This is a genomic window from Microbulbifer jejuensis, from assembly GCF_047289955.1.
Lineage (GTDB): Bacteria > Pseudomonadota > Gammaproteobacteria > Pseudomonadales > Cellvibrionaceae > Microbulbifer.
On the sequence record NZ_JBLBUB010000003.1, the window covers coordinates 113,000 to 132,212 of the forward strand.

A 19,213-nucleotide genomic window follows, 5' to 3' on the forward strand; every position below is an offset into this window, starting at 1 on the left:
GATGAGCACGCCACTTTGGATAACACTGCTGAATATCTTCGGTGTATTGATCGCCACAGTCCTGCTGGCGGCAGTACTCACCTGGGGGGAACGGCGCCTTCTGGGATTCTGGCAGGACAGGCCCGGCCCCAACCGGGTAGGCCCCTTCGGCACCCTGCAGGTCGTTGCCGATATGATCAAACTCTTTTTCAAAGAGGACTTCATACCACGCTTTGCGGACATTCCGGTGTTCGTGCTGGCACCCACCGTGGTGATGGCCACCATGTTGATCGCCTTTGCCGTCGTACCCATGTCCCCCAGTATCGGCGTGGCGGATCTCAATATCGGATTACTGTTTGTGCTCGCCATGAGTTCCATTGCGGTCTACAGCATTATTCTCGGTGGCTATGCCTCCAACAACAAATACGCCCTGCTCGGCAGCCTGCGTGCCGCCGCTCAGACGGTCTCCTATGAAGTGTTTATGGGATTGAGCCTGATGGGTGTCGTGATGCTGTCCGGCAGCTTCAACCTGCGGGATATTGTCGACGCCCAGGCAGGTTACTGGTTTATCCTGCCCCAGTTCCTCGGGTTTATTGTATTTTTTATCGCCGGAATCGCTGAGAGCCGGCGCACACCGTTTGATCTTCCCGAGGCGGAACACGAGCTTACTGCCGGATTTCACACCGAATATTCCGGAATGAAATTCGGCATGTTCTTTGTCGGCGAATATCTTGCCGTAATCCTGATCTCGGCACTGATCACCACGTTGTTTCTGGGCGGCTGGCACGGCCCCTGGCTGCCACCCATTGTCTGGTTTTGCCTGAAAACCGCATTTTTGGTGGCCCTGTTTATCCTGCTGCGCGCTTCCCTGCCACGCCCCCGCTACGATCAACTGATGAAATTTGGCTGGAAAGTGATGCTGCCCCTGTCACTGGTTAATCTGCTCGCCACCGCAGGGATACTACTATGGATCGCTTGAGCACCAGCCAACCTCAGGAAAAACCGGCGGGAGGAAAAAGATGATCGCAAGCCAAATCCGCAGCCTGTGGCTGGTGTTCAAGCACCTGTTTCGGCGCAATGTCACAGTACAATATCCAGACCAAAAGCCCTACCTGGCCCCACGCTATCGCGGACGGATCATTTTGACCCGGGACCCCAACGGGGATGAACGCTGCGTAGCCTGTAACCTCTGTGCAGTGGCCTGCCCACCGGACTGCATCTCCCTGCAAAAAACCGAAGATCCGGACGGACGCTGGCGACCGGCGTATTTTCGCATTAATTTCTCACGCTGCATCATGTGCGGCCTGTGTGAAGATGCCTGTCCCACCTATGCAATCCAGTTGACACCGGATTTTGAGATGTGTGAATACGACCGGCAAAATATGGTGTACGAAAAAGAAGACCTGCTGATCGACGGTCCGGGAAAATATCACGATTACAGTTTTTATCAGGTAGCGGGCAAGGCAATCCGGGGCAAAGGGAAAGGCGAGGCACAAAATGAAGCCGAGCCCATCGACATAAAGAGCCTTAATCTATAAAGCGTCAACAAACCCCTGGATAAAAATACCGATTTTCATCCAGGCGTGAAAAGTACCTGCAGATGCTCATTACAGTGGGAGGGTTTTTGTGAATTACCTATTCTATCTCACCGCGGCAATCGCGGTACTTTCTACCACTATGGTGATTTTTCACCGCAACGCGGTCCATGCACTTTTGTATCTGGTCACTTCCCTGCTGGCCGTGGCTGTTATTTTTTACCAGTATGGTGCCCCCCTGGCTGCGGCTTTGGAAGTCATTATCTATGCCGGTGCCATTATGGTGCTGATCATATTTGTCATCATGATGCTCAACCAGGGGGATTCCACGGTGGTTCAGGAACGGGCCTGGTTGCAGCCCAGCACCTGGGTCGGCCCGGCCCTGTTATCCGCACTATTGCTGATTCAACTGATTTTATTGGTCAGCAGCGCTCCGTTCTCTGCAGTCCGGGCCTTCCACTATATCGGTCCCAAGCAGGTGGGCATTGCTCTGTTCAGTCACTATGTCCTCGCCGTGGAGCTGGCTTCAATGCTTCTGCTGGCAGGATTGGTTGGTGCCTTTCACTTGGCCCGACATCGAAAACCAGAAACAGGGAGATCCGGCAATGCCAATTGAGACTGCACCTGGGCTAGAGGCCGGAATCCTTCTGGCCTCGACACTCTTTTGCCTGGGTTTGGCCGGGCTGATGATGCGGCGCAATGTCATTTTTATGCTGATGTGTGTCGAGATCTGTACCAATGCTGCGGCCCTGATGTTCGTCGTCGCCGGCGCCCACTGGGGCAATGCCGACGGCCAGGTGATGTTTATTTTTGTGGTGACCCTGGCGGCAGCGGAAGTCGCCATAGCCCTCGCTCTGGTCCTGCAGTTCTACCACCGCAAACACACCGTCGATATCGATCAATTGAACGACCTGAGAGGGTAATATGCAGGGGCTTTTGGCCTGGGTGCCACTTCTACCGCTGATTGGCTTTTTGATACTGGTGGGTATCCCGTTGTTTTATCGGCGCGAACCTCCGGAGAGCGTGATCACGGTGATCGGGGTGGGCAGTGTCGGCATTGCGGCACTGTTCACGGCAGTCGCAACGGCCGCTGTTTTTTGGCAAACCCCGTCCGGAGTGGTCAATATTGCCCTCTGGCAGTGGATGCAACTGGGGGAGCTTAAACTCGGCATCAACTTCCATGTAGACTGGCTGACACTCGTGATGCTGATGATCGTTACCGGTGTCGGTTTTCTGATTCATCTCTATTCTGCCGGGTATATGCGCAAGGACCCGGATTTCCGCCGCTATTTTGCCTACCTGAACCTGTTTATCTTTGCCATGCTGACCCTGGTGATGGCCGATAACCTGGTGCTGCTTTATCTGGGCTGGGAGGGCGTAGGGCTTTGCAGCTATCTGCTGATCGGCTTCTGGTACAAAGACCCTGTCAATGGCACCGCCGCGTGCAAAGCCTTTATTGTCACCCGTATCGGCGATACCGCCATGGCCATCGGCCTGTTCCTGCTGTTTTACGAGTTCTCGACCCTCAATATCCCAGAACTGATCAATGCAGCGGGCGACCCTGGCGCAGACCGGGAAATAATTACTATCGCCACCCTGCTGCTACTTGGCGGCGCAGTGGGCAAATCGGCACAGCTGCCACTGCAGACCTGGCTGCCCGATGCCATGGCCGGCCCAACCCCGGTGAGCGCTTTGATCCACGCGGCCACCATGGTCACTGCAGGTGTCTACCTGATCGCCCGTATGCACCCCTTGTATACACTCTCTGAAACGGCGATGACCGCAGTGGCCATTGTCGGCGCTCTCACACTACTTCTCGCCGGATTCAGCGCCATCGCCCAAAGTGACATCAAACGAGTGCTGGCTTATTCCACCATCAGCCAGATTGGTTATATGTTTCTGGCTCTGGGTGTGGGCGCCTGGTCCGGGGCCATTTTCCACTTGATGACCCACGCCTTTTTCAAGGCACTGCTTTTCCTCTCCGCCGGGTCGGTTATTCTGAGTCTGCACCACGAGCAGAATATTTTCCGTATGGGCGGTCTATACCGGAAAATTCCGTTTACTTTTCTCTGCTTTACCATCGGCTGCGCTTCCCTGGCAGCCCTGCCCTTGACTTCCGGGTTTTACAGCAAAGACCAAATATTGCTGCGTGCCTGGGAATTCCACCAGGGTTTTAACAGTCTCTGGCTTGCGGGAGTCCTCGGCGCCCTGATCACCGGTATCTATACGTTTCGCGTACTCTTCCTGGTATTTGCCGGCAGTGAGGGGGCCGCCTCAAGACACTGTAAAGATGCCAATACGCCGGCAATGACGATACCTTTGGCCATTCTCGCAATACTCGCACTGCTCGGTGGGCTGTTGACGCCGCCTCTCCAGGCGGTATTCGGCACTACTGCAGAGAGGCACCCCGCGGCATGGGTCGAAGGTGTGGCCATTGCCATGCCGCTGATTGGCCTGGGCGTGGCCTGGCAGCTGTATCGGCGCGAAAAAAAGACGGGCGAACAGCGCTCCCGGGTTACGCAATTCTGGTTCAGTGGCTGGGGCTTCGACTGGCTCTACGATCACCTGCTGGTAAGGCCATTCAACATGCTCGCGCGCCTGAACCACAACGACATGATCGACGCGTTATACAAAGGCACTGCCGCGTTCAGCCGCCAGTTGAATACGCTACTGAGCGCTTCACAAAACGGCCAGGTGCGCTGGTACCTGGCAACCTTTGCTGCGGGTTCTATTCTATTCCTCGCACTTTTGGTGGCCCTATGACACTAATGGCAATCATTATTCTGTTGTTCGCTGGCGGTATACTAGCCTGGCTTTCGGAGCGTTATCTGCAGCGGGGCGGGCACTGGATCGGCCTTGTCAGCCTACTGCTGGCCAGTTTGCTGCTGGCCAGTTACTGGCCCTATTTAGGTGCGGCACAAGTGATCGGCAGTGGTCCCTGGTGGGACAGTGTGCAAATCAACTGGATTCCCAGATTTGGGATCAGCTTTCACCTGGCCATTGATGGTTTGGGCTTCCTGATGCTGGCTCTGACCATGGCGATGGGTATTTTCGGGCTGGTCATGACCTGGAACGATATACATTTTCGCCGTGGTTTTTTCTATTTTAACTACCTGTGGACCCTCGCCGGTGTAGTCGGTGTATTCACGGCCATGGACCTCTTCCTGTTTTTTTTCTTTTGGGAAGTGATGCTGGTTCCCATGCTTTTCCTTATCGCGGTATGGGGGTATGAGCAGCGCCTCTTCGCCGCCATCAAGTTCTTTATTTTTACCCAGGCCAGTAGCCTGCTGATGCTCATCGCCATCGTGGCACTGGCTTACCTCCACTACGGCAATTCCGGGCAACTGACCTTCAATTACAATGACCTGCTCGACGCCCAATTGGCACCCTCGACCGCCTACTGGCTGATGCTGGGCTTTTTCGTGGCATTTATTGTCAAGTTACCCGCGCTTCCATTCCACCCCTGGCTGCCCGATGCGCACACCCAGGCGCCGACGGCCGGCAGTATCCTGCTGGCGGCCATTCTGCTGAAAACCGGTGCCTATGGTCTTTTGCGGTTTAACCTGCCTCTGTTTCCCGAGAGCTCTGCGGCATTTGCACCGGTGGCAATGAGCATCGGCGCTGTTAGTGTAATCTACGGCGCTATGCTCGCCTTTGCCCAAAGTGACATGAAGCGGCTGGTCGCCTATTCCAGTGTCAGCCATATGGGGTTTGTTCTGCTCGGACTCTACGCGCTGAATACGATTGCCATGCAGGGGGCCGTGATGCAGATGATTGCCCACGGACTCAGTACCGCCGCCCTGTTTGCGCTGGTGGGCGCCCTGCAACACCGGTTGCATACCCGAGATATGACGCAGTTGGGCGGAGTCTGGGCCATCCTGCCCAAGCTGTCCGCAATTGCGCTGTTCTTCGCAGTGGCCTCCCTGGGTCTCCCGGGGCTGGGGAACTTTGTCGCCGAATTCACAGTTTTGGTGGGCAGTTTTCGCAGCAGTCACTGGATTGCCGTACTTGCCGCCACAGGTCTGATTGGCGCCGCCCTGTACGCACTCATCATGATGCAGAGGGGGTTTTTTGGTGCACTGAACAAGCGGCTCCAGAAACTTTCCCCGCAGGCCCCAATAGCGGATCTGAATTTGCGGGAATCCTGTGCCCTGCTCTCTCTCGCCGCACTGTTGGTGCTGCTGGGCCTGCGCCCGCAACCGGTATTCGATATCGCCAGCCCCACCGTCGCCCGTTCCCTGGCACACATTGAAACTGCCAGAGCGCAGTATGCCAAAGACCAGGGTATCGGCACTCGCTTTACTTCCCAGGAACAGACCTGGGCAAAGCCACATCCAAAAGAGAGTGAATCCCCATGAGCACGCAGGAACTTTTCGCAATACTGCCACTGCTGCTACTGAGTGCGGGCATTGTCATTCTCCTACTGCAGGTTTCCTTTTGGCGCGGACATCGGAGTGCACTGGCGACGACTTTAATCACCCTGTTGCTCGCAGCAGGCTCCTGCTTTTGGGTTGGCGCTACACTCTCTGGCGGTGTCAGTTCTGTCCAAGCCACCGGGCTACTGCTGGTAGATCACACCGCTCTGTTTTTCTGTCTATTGCTGTTACTGACGGCCACTGCCGTCAGTATCATGGGCTATAGCTACCTGCGCCTGCGCTGCAACCCGGAGAGAAACCCCGGCAGTTACCCGGAAGAATTCTACATACTGCTGCTACTGGCGATGTTGGGTACAACCACGCTCGTTTGCGCCAGCCATTTCGCCACCTTCTTCCTGGGCCTCGAACTGATCAGCCTGGCACTTTACCCCATGCTCGGCTTCGCGGTCACCGGCGATTTATCTCCTGCGCGAGAGCAGGCGCAGTCGCTGGAATCGGCGATCAAGTACCTGTTGTTATCCGCGCTTTCCACAGCGCTCGGCCTGTTTGGTATTGCACTGGTCTACAGCGCAGGCGGCGCGCTGGACTTCAGTGGTATCGCTGCTCTTATGCCGGAACTGGCACAGACCTCTGCGCTGTTTGCCACAGGAATCACCCTGTTTTTAATCTCGGTCGCTTTTAAACTATCGCTGGTACCATTTCATATCTGGACACCTGATGTTTACCAGGGCGCTCCGACACCGACAACCGCCCTTATTGCCACTGTGAGCAAAGGCGCAGTAATCGGATTCCTGCTGCGCTTCTTTAACACCCTGGACCTTTATGGAAGTCCCGTTTTGATCAACCTGCTTTCCATCGCGGCCATCGCAAGTATGCTGGTCGGCAACCTGTTGGCGCTGATGCAAACCAATATCAAGCGACTCCTGGCCTACTCCTCCATCGCCCATATCGGCTATCTGGTGGTAGCCTTTATCATCGGCAAGAGCACCTTCGGAACCGAAGCCGTTATCTATTATCTGGTGGCCTATATCATCACGACACTGGGCGCTTTTGCCGTGGTTGGCCTGGTAGCGGATTCCGTCGAAGACAGGATTCTCAAGGGGGAATATCCGGAAAGTCCACCGTCCGATGCCGACAACCCCTACCATAGGGACTTTTACCGCGGATTGTTGTGGCGCTCACCCTGGCTCGCCAGCTGCCTCGCGGCCATGTTACTGTCCCTTGCAGGCATCCCCCTGACCATCGGCTTTATCGGCAAATTCTATATATTCACCGCCGGTGTGGAGGGACAGCTGTGGGTACTTCTGGCAGCTGTTGTGATCGGCAGCGCGCTGGGTCTTTTCTACTACCTGAGACTGCTGTTAACCATGGTACAGCGCGACCCCACGCTTACCGCGGAATCCACCGGCAGCGTACAAATTGCAGTATCCGGCCAATGGCTGCTGGTTGTATTAACCGCGATCCTGCTGCTGTTTGGGATATTTCCACAACTCTTGATCAACTGGATAAATGCACTATAACGATACATAAGGGTATGGCTGCAAAAGCACACGACCTGTTTTTCCTGCCCAATAAAAAGCCACCAGCGAGCAAAGGGCAAGCTTATGAAAACCTTCAAGCAGGCATTCGAGATTATAAAAGACGCAGAAAAATTCCATCTGGATATGGCGGAATTCTACCAGGATCTGCTGAATAAATCAGAGGACTACCGAACGGGGCTTCTATTGAGACATATGCTGGAACACGAACAGCGTATGGCGAGAAACCTCTCCAACTATGGCGCAGTAGCGCAACAAAAAGTCATGCAGACCTGGCTGCAATACACCCATGAAGAGAGCGCACAGGACTTTATTCGCCATCTGCCCTTGAGCGATCCCCCCACCATCAGGGAAATCAACAATATGGGGCGGGAAGTGGACCGCTATTTCTCCGGTCTCTACGAAGCCGTTTACGGTGCGATAGAATCCATGGAGGTGAAGGAAGTCTTCGAGGATCTAAAGCAAATACAAGACAAGGAACGCATCACACTCTCCATGGCCACCAACTCCCTGTGGGACATGTAGCCCACCGAAACGCGACACAAAAACATGTCGTCACCGGTTCAGGACCGGTGCAATTTGCTTGAATTCATGCATTCCCGCCCATTTGCGCGGACTTTTCAAAAGCGGCAATCAAACAAGTTGTGAAATACCAGTTTGATTGCCGGAGTAATCAAAGCGCGTCGTTTGCCCCCTCAACTTGGGAGGCTCAACCAGTGAACTGGCTGAGCCTACAAAAGCAATTTACCGGGAGGCTGACTTGCGACGCCTTAGAAATCCCATTGTGCGCGCACATAATAGAGTGCGCCGTTAAAGCCCATGGGAGCGGTTTCCGGGTACTCGGCACCGGCCACACCCGCCCAGGGATTTTTATCGGGATAATTGTTCAACAAATTCTCGGCACCGGCAATCAGAGACAGGGATTCGCTGAAATCATAGGCCCCCTCAAGGTCCACCGTCCACTCCTCTCCAGCAGTAAGGGGAAAGTCTTTATCATCCAGATGCGCCTCCCAATAGCTGCCGTAGTAATTCAGGCGCACCAGGCCACGCCAGCCGTCTCCAGCATGGGTGATCGTTGCATTACCACGCAGATTTGGCAGGCCATCTTCCAGTTGCCTGATGCGCTTGTCATCCATGGTCTCCGGGTTGAAATCCGTAACCTCGGTATCCTTCCAGTTCATGGCGAAACTCAAATCGGTAGCATCTCCCAAGGGATAAGTGGCCACCAAGTCGATTCCCTGGGTTTTGGTATCAAAGTCATTGGTATAGAAACGGAAAAAGTTGAGAGAATCGGCTCCACTGATGCCCTCCGCCACCAACTGGGCGCGTTCTTCGTCACTGAGCTCTTGCTCTGCGGACTGACTAAGACGATCACTAACCGCAATCAGGAAGTAGTCGAGGGTAACATCCCAGTCACCTGCCGCGACAATCGCCCCCAGGGTAAAGCTCCCGGACTCCTCCGGCTGTAACTGCTTGCCGCCTTTGAGGACCGCGATCGGGTTTGTGGGGGGAATGGTGCCCAGGTTTTGCAGCTTGCCATCCGTAAAAGCTGTCGTCACATTGCTGATATTGGACTGGCCGGGCGTTGGCGCGCGGAAACCGGTACTGAGAGTAGAACGCAGCGCCAGCATATCACTGACAACATAGTGCCCTGACAGCTTGAAGTTAAAGGTGCTGCCGAAATCAGAGAAATCCTCCCAGCGCAGGGCGGCGCCAAAGCGCAGGTTATCGGTGGCCTGCAATTCGGAATCAGAGTAAAGCGCGATATTGTCCCGCTCGAAAGCACCGGCCACTTCCGGCCCAAACCCGGAGAAACCGTTGGAACCGATCAGAAAACCCTGCTCGGTCAGCGGGCCCACTTCCCAAGAGGCCCTATCGCCCATTTTTACCTGGAACTCCTCTTCGCGCCACTCGAAACCACCGGCCAAATACAGAGGCATGCCAGCGAACTCGGTCGTCTTGCTCAGGTCGATATTAAAATTCGTTTCATTTTGAGCATAGCTACCGGGGCTAAACGCAGTGGGCGAATCCGGCCCCAGCGACGCATTCACGGTGTTATAGATATTAAAATCCACCCGGTTATGGCCCCTGCTGGCACTGACATCGTAGCCGATACCATTGGCAAGCTCACCGCGCAGGCCGAAGACCATGGAGTAATCCTCCAGCTCTCCGCCAAAACGGGGGGTAAATCCACCGGGAAACATTTCTACAAAGGAGAAACATTCATTACTATCGTGCGCCTCTGCAACAGTGAAGCCCGCGCAATCGTCGATGCCATTACTCGCATCGAGATCCCCTATTAAAGGCACGAGTATTTCTTCAGGAACCCCATCTCCATCTTCATCTCGTAAAACCTTGGTAGCAAAAACCCCTTCGCGAGTTTCAGGGTTACGGAAATAAAACCCCCCGTCGGTAGAGCGGCTGGCATAGTTACCAAAAGCATAAAGCTCAACGGCATCGCTCAGTTCAATGGCACTGTTGACAAAGAACTTGGTGTCATCCTCCACTTCCGGCTGGCCCCAGATTTGCGCCGGACTGGCGACAAAACTATTACCATTCTCAATCAGCTGCGCTGCGTCATCACGCTGTACACTGCGACTGGTGGCATCCTGTTCGCGATATTCCATGCTGAAATTCACGAAACCATCGCCGGTCAATGGCAGACCAACATTCGCGGCCACCATACTCTGGTCACCATCCCCCGCGTTGGTGGTTGCATGCTTCACTTCCACCGCGCCACCCTCGGCCGCATCCTTCAGCTGAAAGTTGATCACCCCGGCGATCGCATCAGAGCCGTACTGGGCGGCGGCGCCATCGCGCAACACCTCAACCTGCTTCAGGGCGATCGCAGGGATAGAGGAGATATCCGGCCCCTGAGCGCCATCGGAGACACCATTGCCGAGAAAGGAAATCACAGCGGCGCGATGCCGGCGCTTACCGTTCACCAGCACCAGGGTACTATCCGACGGCAAGCCACGCAGGTTTGCCGGGCGCACAATGGAAGCCGCATCCGAAATCGGCATTGTATTGACGTTGTAAGAGGGCACAAGATTGCGCAGCAGGTTGTTGAGATCCCCATCCCCCTGATTGACAAACGCCTCACCGGATACGATATCAATGGGCGCAGCGGAATCAATGGCAGAGCGTCCTTCCACGCGGGTACCGATGGTAATGACTTCCTCGAGAAGGGCTTCCTGTGCAATAGCGGGACTTGACAATGCGGCAATGGATATTGCCAACAGTGATGGCGCGCCACAGGCGGTTAACCGGCGCCTCTTATTTTCTTTCATATAACTACCCTGTTAGTTCTCTATAATTGTCTTAGACGCCAGTCTACTCCCTGGCCATACTCCAACACACGCTGCACACATATCAGCGTCAAGTGAAGAGATTCCACTTTAACGGATCATTGCACTGGCAGCCAGAACACTTTAATAACAAATTACTAAAAACGATCCCTTCTAAAAGCATCGTGCTATAAGATAACTCTCACAAATAAAAAATTATCGTCTAACCCTCCCTTATCAAATTACTTTTCGCGTTTGTATATAAATATCCTGACCACTCCTGCACACAAATAACCTTTAAAGCGCGTACGGCAAAGGAAGATATCGTCATCGGACACAGTCTGGCACGCATCCTCTAACTATAATTACCCCAACAAATTACGCGGCATATTAGAAACAGCGATTGAACAGCACGGAAAGCTTGACTCTAATGTCAAACAAACCTGGACAGCCCGTAAAGAAAAAGTGATAGGACACGAACAAAAATACAGCCTTCAACAGGAAGGCCGTCCAACCTGTATTGCAGGTATTCATTTATCAGCTTAACAAACGTTCACAAATACAGTCCACTCACCCAATGAGAGCGTGAACTCCGTACACTTTCGCAGGGAAATTACCTCAATGGTGGAAGGGAAACACCAGAGGTAAAAGTGTTAATACCGTCAGGCTATAGGCAATCGTTAAAGGCAATCCGGAGCGCATAAAATCCCGCAAATGGTAACCGCCGAGGTTTTGCACGATCAAATGGGTCTGATAACCGAATGGCGTTAAAAAACTGGCACTCGCACCATAGGCCACTGCCATTACAAAGGGCATCCAACTAACGCCAAAGCCCTCTGCAAGACCCCATGCCAATGGAAACACCAAGGCTGCGGCAGCGTTATTTGTCATCAACTCGGTCAACAACAGCGTCAAGAGAAAGATAGCGATCAAACCCACAGAGGGGCCTGCATCCTCAAGGGTATCACGCATTCCTCCTACCAGAGTATCTGCCAAACCACTCGCGGAAAAAGCTTCGGCCAACACCAGGGCACTGGCAATAATAATCCAGATCTGGAACGGAAATCTCCGCTGCAATTCAGAGCTGGAGACTATATTTAGACCAATCATGCAGCCCAGTAAAACCACAAGCCCTTTCAGCAGGGAAAACACCCCCAAAGCCGCACCTGCCACCACCAATGCGAAGCCTGCCCCGAGCAGCCAACTGTCCCGCCAGGACAACTGCCTCTGCACCTCTGAGCCACTGATTACGTAGAAGTTCTTGTCAATATTACGGTGATGTTTGAAATCCTGCCCCACCGCCAGAAGCAGCGCATCGCCTGCCTGGAGCGAAATTTCACCAAGCTTTCCGGAAATGCGGTCACCACCGCGGCGCATGGCCACCACCGCAGCATCGAATCGTGTGCGGAACTGACAACTCTTCAAGGACTCACCGATAATACTGGAACCTGGGGTGAGCACCACCTCGGTCAAATCTAGATGCAGCGCCTCGTCCTCAAAGGCGAACAAGCGCAAGCCCTCTATATCCTTCAGTCGTTCGAGGTCGCGAATATCCCCACTGAAGATCAGCTTGTCGCCGTTGCGCAGCACTTCTGTAGGTGCTACCGGGCTGATCGTCTGCCCGCCGCGCACTATCTCAATCAGGTAGAGCGTCTCCAACCGGCGCAACTTGTTTTGCTCAACACTGCGGCCATCCAGAGGAGAGTTGGCAGCCACTTCGGCCTCCAACAGGTAATGTGCAAACGTCTCCTCATCGACCGGCCCTTCGGACAACAAGCGATTGGCAATCAGTAATACGATAAGTCCAATAACGGTTGCACAAGCCCCTACGGGCAGGAAAGCGAAGAAATCCAGCGCGGGCATGCCCCGGTCCAGCACAAAGCTGTTCACAATCAGGTTTGTGGAGGTACCAATCAGTGTCAGTGTACCGCCGAGGATTGCCGCATAGGAGAGTGGCAATAGCAGTTTGGCGGGCGGGTGGCGTCTCTGCGCCTTGACACTGGAAGCCAGCGCGGCAACTACTGCGGTGTTATTTAAGAACGCAGAACTGAGGGCGGTTGCGCTGGTCAACTTAAGTAAACTGCCTCTCAGTGAACCGCCAATCAACCCATCTGAGATACTGCGTAGCCAACGGGCTTTCTCCAGCCCTAGGGAGATTAGAAGAAGCACTACCAAGGTGACCAGGCCGGGATTTACCGCCTTTTGCAGGACGGATTCTGCGGGCACCAGGCCGGTCAGAAAACAGACAACAGCAGCCGAAGCGAACACCTGAGAGGGGCGGATACGGGTAAAAATCAGGGAAAAAATGACCAGTAAAAAAATACCAGCGACAATAGATTCACTCAGGGTCATAGTTCTTCACTTTCGGCAAAATACCTTGTGAAGGATAAATATTCCCGGGTCGGAAGGAAAGAACCTCCTCTCACCAGACAGAGAAAGAGAATACAAAGCCCCTAGTCCCGCTATCGGCACCAAGACCAGAAGCTATTGTGCTCTTTGCTACCCGGCAACCCAGCACCTTGCTGGCTTCCCCCTCAGAGACCTCCACCGCCAGCGGCAGGCCAGGGGGAAGCATAAAAGACACACCATTACACGCAGCTGCACAGATTTCTCAAGGGGAGTAAACCCATTAAGGCTTGTTGGACCGAACTGCATAACCGCCACATCCAACCTGTGCGTTATCCCCAAACTTCCTCCAAACGCTGATCCCGTCCACAGCGGAAGCGGTAATACTTGTAGCGCAGGGGATTGCGCTGGTAGTAGTTCTGGTGGTAGGCCTCAGCGGGATAAAAGGTACTGGCCGGTTTTATCTGGGTCGCCACTGTTTTATCCAACTCCGCCTCCACCTTTTTCTTGCTCGCTTCCGCCAACTCCCTTTCCTGCTCATTACTGTAAAAGATTTCACTACGGTACTGATCTCCCCGGTCACAGAACTGGCCACCGGCATCGAAAGGATCAATATTATGCCAAAAGATCGTGAGCAAATCGGAATAACTGACTTTATTGGCATCATATTTTATCTGTATCACCTCGGCGTGACCGGTACCCCCCGCAGAGACCTGTTCGTAGGTCGGGTTCTTCACATGGCCACCGCTGTAGCCGGATGTGGTTTCAAGTACACCATTGACCTTGTCGTAGGGGGGTTCCATACACCAGAAGCAACCGCCGGCAAAGACGGCGGTGCGGATATTGGAGGATTCCTGGGCGCTGCCAAGCGTGGCAGCCAGAAGCATGAAAAAGGCAAAGATACCGCGCATAGTTGTATCCTGATGATAGGTCCGGTTGATCGATACTCTTCTGTCGATGCAGAGGAGGAAACTCTTACAGTTTGACAGTGCCTGCGCAGGCGCGCAGAAAAATTTCGCGATACTCCCCTGCACCAAACGACATGGGATTGCTGGTGGCGGAGGGATCTGCGGCGGCCATCTGAGCTATTTTATTGGCATTGACGGTATCTATGCCGATGTCAGCGAGATTATGGGGAATCCCCAACTGTTTGCGCAACCCGAGGATCCAGGTAAGCACTGACTCAAACCCACTGGCAGAGGCCGTCTTGCCGACAAGTTGCAGATAGCGCGCCAAACGCGCCATAGGCGCCTCAATCGCCGGGCGATTGGCCACCAGTACATAGGGTATCAACACCGCGTTGAGCAAACCATGGTGTTTGTCATGAAGGGCACCGAGCGGATGTGCCAGGGCATGGATCGCACCCAACCCGCGCTGGAAGGCGGTAGCGCCCATACTGGCGGCCACCAGCATCTGCTGGCGCGCTGCCAAATCTGTACCAATCGTATAGGCCCGTGGCAGGTATTCCTTGACCAGGCGCATCCCCTCCAGAGCGATACCCTCCGCCATGGGGTGGTACATGGGTGAACAGTAGGACTCGAGATGATGGGACAGTGCATCCATTCCCGTGGCCGCGGTGATCCCGGGCGGCAGGCTCAGAGTCAACTCCGCATCCAGAATCACAATATCCGGCAGGAGTTCCGGATGAAAAATCAGGCGTTTGATATGCGCCTTTTCATCGGTGATGACCGCCACCCGCCCCACTTCCGAGCCAGTCCCCGCAGTCGTGGGTACCGCTATCACCGGCAGCATGCCATTGGTATCTACACGCCTGTAGTTTTCACCAACATCCTCGAAATCCCAAATCGGTCGGCTCTGCCCGGCCATCAGGGCAATGGCTTTACCGGCGTCTATAGCGGAGCCACCGCCAAAAGCTATCACCCCATCGCACTTCTTTTCCCGCAACAGCTCAACACCACACTCAATATTATCGCTGTTGGGGTTGCCCTTGATCGCTGAGAAAATTTCAAGGCTCAGACCACTGTCACTGCAGGGAATGAGTACACGCTCAATCAGGGGCAGCTCGGCGAGGATGGGGTCAGTGACCAGCAGGGGGTGCATTACTCCAAGTTCTGCACAGGCCTTGGCAAGTTCTGCCACCCTGCCAGGCCCTACCCAAATAGCAGTGGGATAATTCCATTTTACCCAGTATTGATCCACATCACCCTCGCTCGGCTTCTCAGATCCTGAAAATTTGCAAATAACTGCCCAATAGCAATCAACTGCCTGCCGGCACATTGGGCCTGAGCGATCGGGTCAGGTCAGATGCGTGCTCAACCTGCTTACTAGTAAGGCAGGGGGGAAGCACACCTGATTCACTGCTTTCCCCCTGAACAAAAAAAGCCACTGCTTGGAGTGTATAACGTCCTGTTCTTAAGCAACATTCCCCAGCCTTCAGATTCAGGGAGGGCAAAAAAACTGCTCCAATACGCCCACAACCCTACCATCTCACAGAAAACGGCCCTTCCTATTCGCCAATTTTAAAATGAAAAGACTTGGGCCGAGTCAACTGCTCGAAACCGATACAGGACAGAGTACACCCCCTGCCCGACTGTTTTACCCCGCTCCAGGCCAGTTCCGGATCCAGATAGTCACACCTATTCAGAAAAACCGTACCTGTTTCCAGGTGATCTCCGATCATTAAGGCAGCCTCTTCATCGCGACTGAATATCGCAGCAGAAAGACCGAACTGGCTGTTGTTCATCAGTTCCAGCGCCTCGCCATCGTCATGCACTTTTTGCACCCCCAGCACCGGCCCAAAAGATTCCTCACGCATGACACGCATTTTATGCCGCACTCCGGTGAGTAACTGCGGTGCCATATACTGAGTGCCGCGCCGATCCATTGAGAAATCGCCAGTTTGCAGGTGCGCCAGAGCCCCCTCTGCCACCGCCTCGTCGATTTGTACCCGCACCCTGTCGGCTGCAGCTGCGCACACCAATGGCCCCAGCGTGGTCTGTGGTTCTTGCGGGCGCCCGAGACGATATTGACGTATGATGGCGACCGCACACTCGACAAATTCGTCGAATAGCTGCTCGTGGACATAGGCTCGTTCAATTCCGCAGCAAGACTGCCCGGAATTAAAGTAAGCACCATCCACTATTGACTCAACCGCCGACTGCAGATCGGCATCCGCGCGCACATAAGCGGGATCCTTGCCACCCAACTCCAAACCCAGCTGAACAAAACGGCCAGCCACACTGCGCTCTATAGCCACACCGCCATCTACAGAGCCGGTAAAGGCGATATGCTGGATTTCGCCGGCGCATGCCAGCCGCTGGGTACAGGGATGATCGAGATGCAGATATTGGAAGACACCGTAGGGAAGCCCCGCCTCTCGAAAGGCCTCCACCATACGCTCGGCACAGAGAGGGGTTTGTGCGGAGTGCTTTAAGATAACCGCATTGCCTGCCAGTAGTGAGGGCACCACCGCGTTGACCGCGGTTAAATAGGGATAATTCCAGGGGGCAATTACCAGGGAAATACCCAGGGGGTCGCGACGGATAAAGCGGGAAAAACCCGGCTTGAACGGCAATGGGATATCTGCCAAAGCCGCTTCGGCAATATCTGCCATGGCGCAGGCGCGTTTGGCAAAACCGTCAATCTCTCCCCCTGAGTAACGAATGGGGCGTCCCATCATCCAGCAGAGTTCCTCGCCAAGGCGCTTCTTGCGATCACAGAAAAATTCCACCGCCCGATGCACCACGGCAATACGTTCGACTATTGGTGTCAGCCGCCAGGCCCGCTGGGCAGACGCGGCCCTGTCCAGGGCCACACGAATTTCCGCCTCGCCAGCCAGGGCCCGCTCCAGGTACACACTGTTATCAACCGGTGAAATACATTGCAGATAATGCATGCTTGAAAAGTTCCTTTTTTATTTTGTCCTGTGATAGACCCCCCTGACCAGCGCATGACCACCCAAACACTGTCGGCGGGAATTTTTCTGCTTGGCATTGACCTGGAACCGGGCTGACCGCCGGATATAGGGTAAATATAACTATTTTGGGTCAGATGATTTCGAAATACCTGTCCAGTTCCCAGTCACTCACATGACGCCGGTACTCACGCTCCTCCCACTCCCGGCTTGCGGCAAAGTGTTCGATAAAATCGCAGCCGAACAACTCACGCGCGGCCTGCGAACTTTTCAGTTTCTGCGCTGAATCCCATAGGGTATTGGGTAGTGCCTGCTGGGCCTGCGGGGCCAGCGCATAGGCATTGCCAGTAATGGGGTCACTGGGCTGCCACTGCTGCATGATGCCGTAAAGGCCGGAGCCCAGGGCAGCGGCCAGGGCCAGATAAGGGTTGGCATCAGCGGCACCCAGCCGGTATTCAATACGCTGGGACTGGCTATTTCCCGGAATGGCGCGCAGGGCGGCGGTGCGGTTTTCCACGCCCCAATTGGCACCGGTGGGTGCCCAGAAACCGGGTACCAGGCGACGGTAACTGTTTATTGTGGGGGCGAGCAGTGCCAGAAATTCCGGCATCAGGCGCTGCTGCCCGGCGAGGAACTGGCACATGGTCTCGCTCATCCCCTGAGCCTGGTGCGAGTCGACAAATGCGGATTCCCCGCTGTCGTTATCGCGCAGGGATAAATGAATATGGCCACTCTGTCCGGGATAGTGGCTGGACCAGCGGGACATAAAAGTCGCCATCAGGCCCATGCGCTGGGCTAGCACCTTTATAAAGGTTTTAAAGAGAGCGGCCTTGTCTGCTGCCGCCTCGGCACTATCCACAGCGATGGCCGCTTCCAAAACCCCAGGGCCCGTCTCTGTATGCAGTCCTTCCAGCGGGAAATCCATACGCTCACCCAGGTCGAGAATCTCCCGGTAGAGCCCCGAGTGTACCGAGTTGCGCAGTACCGAATAGCCAAACCAGTCCGGAGTGAAGGGTTTGAGGTTGCGAAAGCCCTTGCTGCGCACCGATTCGGGCGTTTCGTCAAATAGGAAGAACTCGTACTCCAGCGCCGCAAAAGGCGCAAACCCCATGGCTTTGCAGCGTTCCACCACACGGCGCAGAAGTGCGCGCGGACACACTGCCTGGGCGCGACCGTCAAATTCGGCCAAAAACAGCAGCATAGTGTCCTCGAAAGGAATATCGCGACAACTGTGGGGCAGGATACGTACTGGCGCATCCGGGTAGCCCGTATGCCAGCCGGTGTAACGAACGTTATCGTAGAGCTGGTCCTTCACGTCCCAGCCCAGAACCACATCGCAAAATGAAAAGCCCTTAGCCAGTGCGGAAAAAAACTTGTCGCGGCTCATATACTTGCCGCGCAATACCCCGTCGATATCGAAAAGGCCCACTTTAACATGACTGAGACCGCGCTCCTCCACAATAGCGCGGGCCTCTTGTACGGTTTTAACCTCCCGAGCTTTTACCATGACCGCTCTGCCCCGCTGTTGTTATCAATGCATTACAGGATAGACCCGCCAAACGCCTTCGACGCCAAAGCGTTACCAGAAGGTCGCGGCTTTCCGCCTGGTTGGCCAGCGTATATAATCCGCGCTCAAAAGTTTTCCTTTTATCCAGTCAGGACCAGCGATGAGCTTCGACAAAATTCCCGCAGGTGTGGACCTGCCCAACGATATCAACGTAATCATTGAGATCCCTGCCAACCACGACCCGATAAAATACGAGGTTGACAAGGATTCCGACGCAGTTTTTGTAGACCGCTTTGTGGCCACTCCGATGTTCTACCCGGCCAACTACGGCTATATACCCCAGACTTTGTCTGAAGACGGAGATCCCCTGGACGTGCTGGTGGTCGCACCCTATCCGGTCATGGTTGGCGCCGTAATCCGCTCTCGCGTGATCGGCGTGCTGAATATGACCGACGAATCCGGTGTTGACGCCAAACTGTTGGCCGTACCCCACAGCAAACTGACCAAGCTGTACGACCATGTTCAGGAAATTGGCGACCTGCCGGAGCTACTGATCAAGCAGATCGAACACTACTTTGAGAACTACAAGACGCTGGAACCCGGCAAGTGGGTGAAAGTGGAAGGCTGGGCCGATGGGGAAGCCGCGCGCAGAGAAGTGCTGGCCTCTCGCGAGCGCTACCTGGAAGAAGGCTAAGCGCGCCGCTGCTGATTGCTCTGGCAAACTACCGCGGGGATAAAGACATCAATACCGGCCACTGACCGGTATTGATT

General features: G+C 54.6%; 15 protein-coding genes. 9 read left to right on the forward strand and 6 right to left on the reverse strand.

Annotation, left to right across the window (positions count from 1 at the left end):
* The first annotated feature begins 1 nt into the window (after position 1).
* From nuoH to ACL7TT_RS02895, 8 genes are all read left to right on the forward strand, one after another.
* A complete protein-coding gene (nuoH, locus tag ACL7TT_RS02860) occupies positions 2–958 on the forward strand; it encodes an NADH-quinone oxidoreductase subunit NuoH (RefSeq protein WP_299943756.1) in 957 nt (318 codons plus the stop codon).
* A 40-nt stretch (positions 959–998) separates the two neighbouring features.
* Positions 999–1,517, forward strand: coding sequence for an NADH-quinone oxidoreductase subunit NuoI (nuoI, locus tag ACL7TT_RS02865; protein ID WP_299943759.1), 519 nt, complete (start codon positions 999–1,001; stop codon positions 1,515–1,517).
* Between the two features lie 88 nt (positions 1,518–1,605).
* A complete protein-coding gene (gene nuoJ, locus ACL7TT_RS02870; RefSeq protein WP_299943762.1) occupies positions 1,606–2,130 on the forward strand; it encodes an NADH-quinone oxidoreductase subunit J in 525 nt (174 codons plus the stop codon).
* Entirely contained in the window at positions 2,120–2,437 is a 318-nt protein-coding gene (gene nuoK / locus ACL7TT_RS02875; protein WP_299943765.1) for an NADH-quinone oxidoreductase subunit NuoK, read from the forward strand. Before nuoJ ends, nuoK begins: the two co-directional genes overlap by 11 nt.
* A gap of 1 nt (position 2,438) precedes the next feature.
* Complete coding sequence (gene nuoL, locus ACL7TT_RS02880; RefSeq protein ID WP_299943768.1) at positions 2,439–4,277, forward strand: NADH-quinone oxidoreductase subunit L; 1,839 nt, start codon at positions 2,439–2,441, stop codon at positions 4,275–4,277.
* Positions 4,274–5,872, forward strand: coding sequence for a complex I subunit 4 family protein (locus tag ACL7TT_RS02885; RefSeq protein ID WP_299943770.1), 1,599 nt, complete (start codon positions 4,274–4,276; stop codon positions 5,870–5,872). Before nuoL ends, ACL7TT_RS02885 begins: the two co-directional genes overlap by 4 nt.
* Entirely contained in the window at positions 5,869–7,410 is a 1,542-nt protein-coding gene (locus ACL7TT_RS02890; protein ID WP_299943773.1) for an NADH-quinone oxidoreductase subunit N, read from the forward strand. Before ACL7TT_RS02885 ends, ACL7TT_RS02890 begins: the two co-directional genes overlap by 4 nt.
* Positions 7,411–7,494: 84 nt before the next feature.
* The gene (locus ACL7TT_RS02895) at positions 7,495–7,953 is read left to right on the forward strand and encodes a hypothetical protein (RefSeq protein WP_413393038.1); all 459 of its coding nucleotides are present in this window, start codon (positions 7,495–7,497) and stop codon (positions 7,951–7,953) included.
* A 245-nt stretch (positions 7,954–8,198) separates the two neighbouring features.
* Here the strand turns inward: ACL7TT_RS02895 and ACL7TT_RS02900 are convergent, their stop codons facing one another.
* From ACL7TT_RS02900 to ACL7TT_RS02925, 6 genes are all read right to left on the reverse strand, one after another.
* Positions 8,199–10,718, reverse strand: a complete 2,520-nt coding sequence (locus tag ACL7TT_RS02900) for a TonB-dependent receptor plug domain-containing protein (protein ID WP_413393040.1) — start codon at positions 10,716–10,718, stop codon at positions 8,199–8,201.
* 615 nt (positions 10,719–11,333) lie between these two features.
* Entirely contained in the window at positions 11,334–13,067 is a 1,734-nt protein-coding gene (locus tag ACL7TT_RS02905) for an SLC13 family permease (RefSeq protein ID WP_413393042.1), read from the reverse strand.
* 326 nt (positions 13,068–13,393) lie between these two features.
* On the reverse strand, positions 13,394–13,972 hold the full coding sequence (gene msrA / locus ACL7TT_RS02910; RefSeq protein WP_413393044.1) for a peptide-methionine (S)-S-oxide reductase MsrA: 579 nt from the start codon (positions 13,970–13,972) through the stop codon (positions 13,394–13,396).
* Positions 13,973–14,036: 64 nt separating this feature from the next.
* Complete coding sequence (locus tag ACL7TT_RS02915) at positions 14,037–15,221, reverse strand: iron-containing alcohol dehydrogenase (RefSeq protein ID WP_413393046.1); 1,185 nt, start codon at positions 15,219–15,221, stop codon at positions 14,037–14,039.
* A 307-nt stretch (positions 15,222–15,528) separates the two neighbouring features.
* Complete coding sequence (locus tag ACL7TT_RS02920; RefSeq protein ID WP_413393048.1) at positions 15,529–16,917, reverse strand: aldehyde dehydrogenase family protein; 1,389 nt, start codon at positions 16,915–16,917, stop codon at positions 15,529–15,531.
* A 151-nt stretch (positions 16,918–17,068) separates the two neighbouring features.
* Positions 17,069–18,442: a glutamine synthetase family protein gene (locus tag ACL7TT_RS02925; protein WP_413393050.1), complete on the reverse strand. Its 1,374-nt coding sequence runs from the start codon at positions 18,440–18,442 to the stop codon at positions 17,069–17,071.
* Between the two features lie 160 nt (positions 18,443–18,602).
* On the opposite strand from ACL7TT_RS02925, the gene ppa reads away from it, so the two are divergent.
* On the forward strand, positions 18,603–19,136 hold the full coding sequence (gene ppa / locus ACL7TT_RS02930) for an inorganic diphosphatase (RefSeq protein ID WP_299943792.1): 534 nt from the start codon (positions 18,603–18,605) through the stop codon (positions 19,134–19,136).
* Positions 19,137–19,213 lie beyond the last annotated feature (77 nt).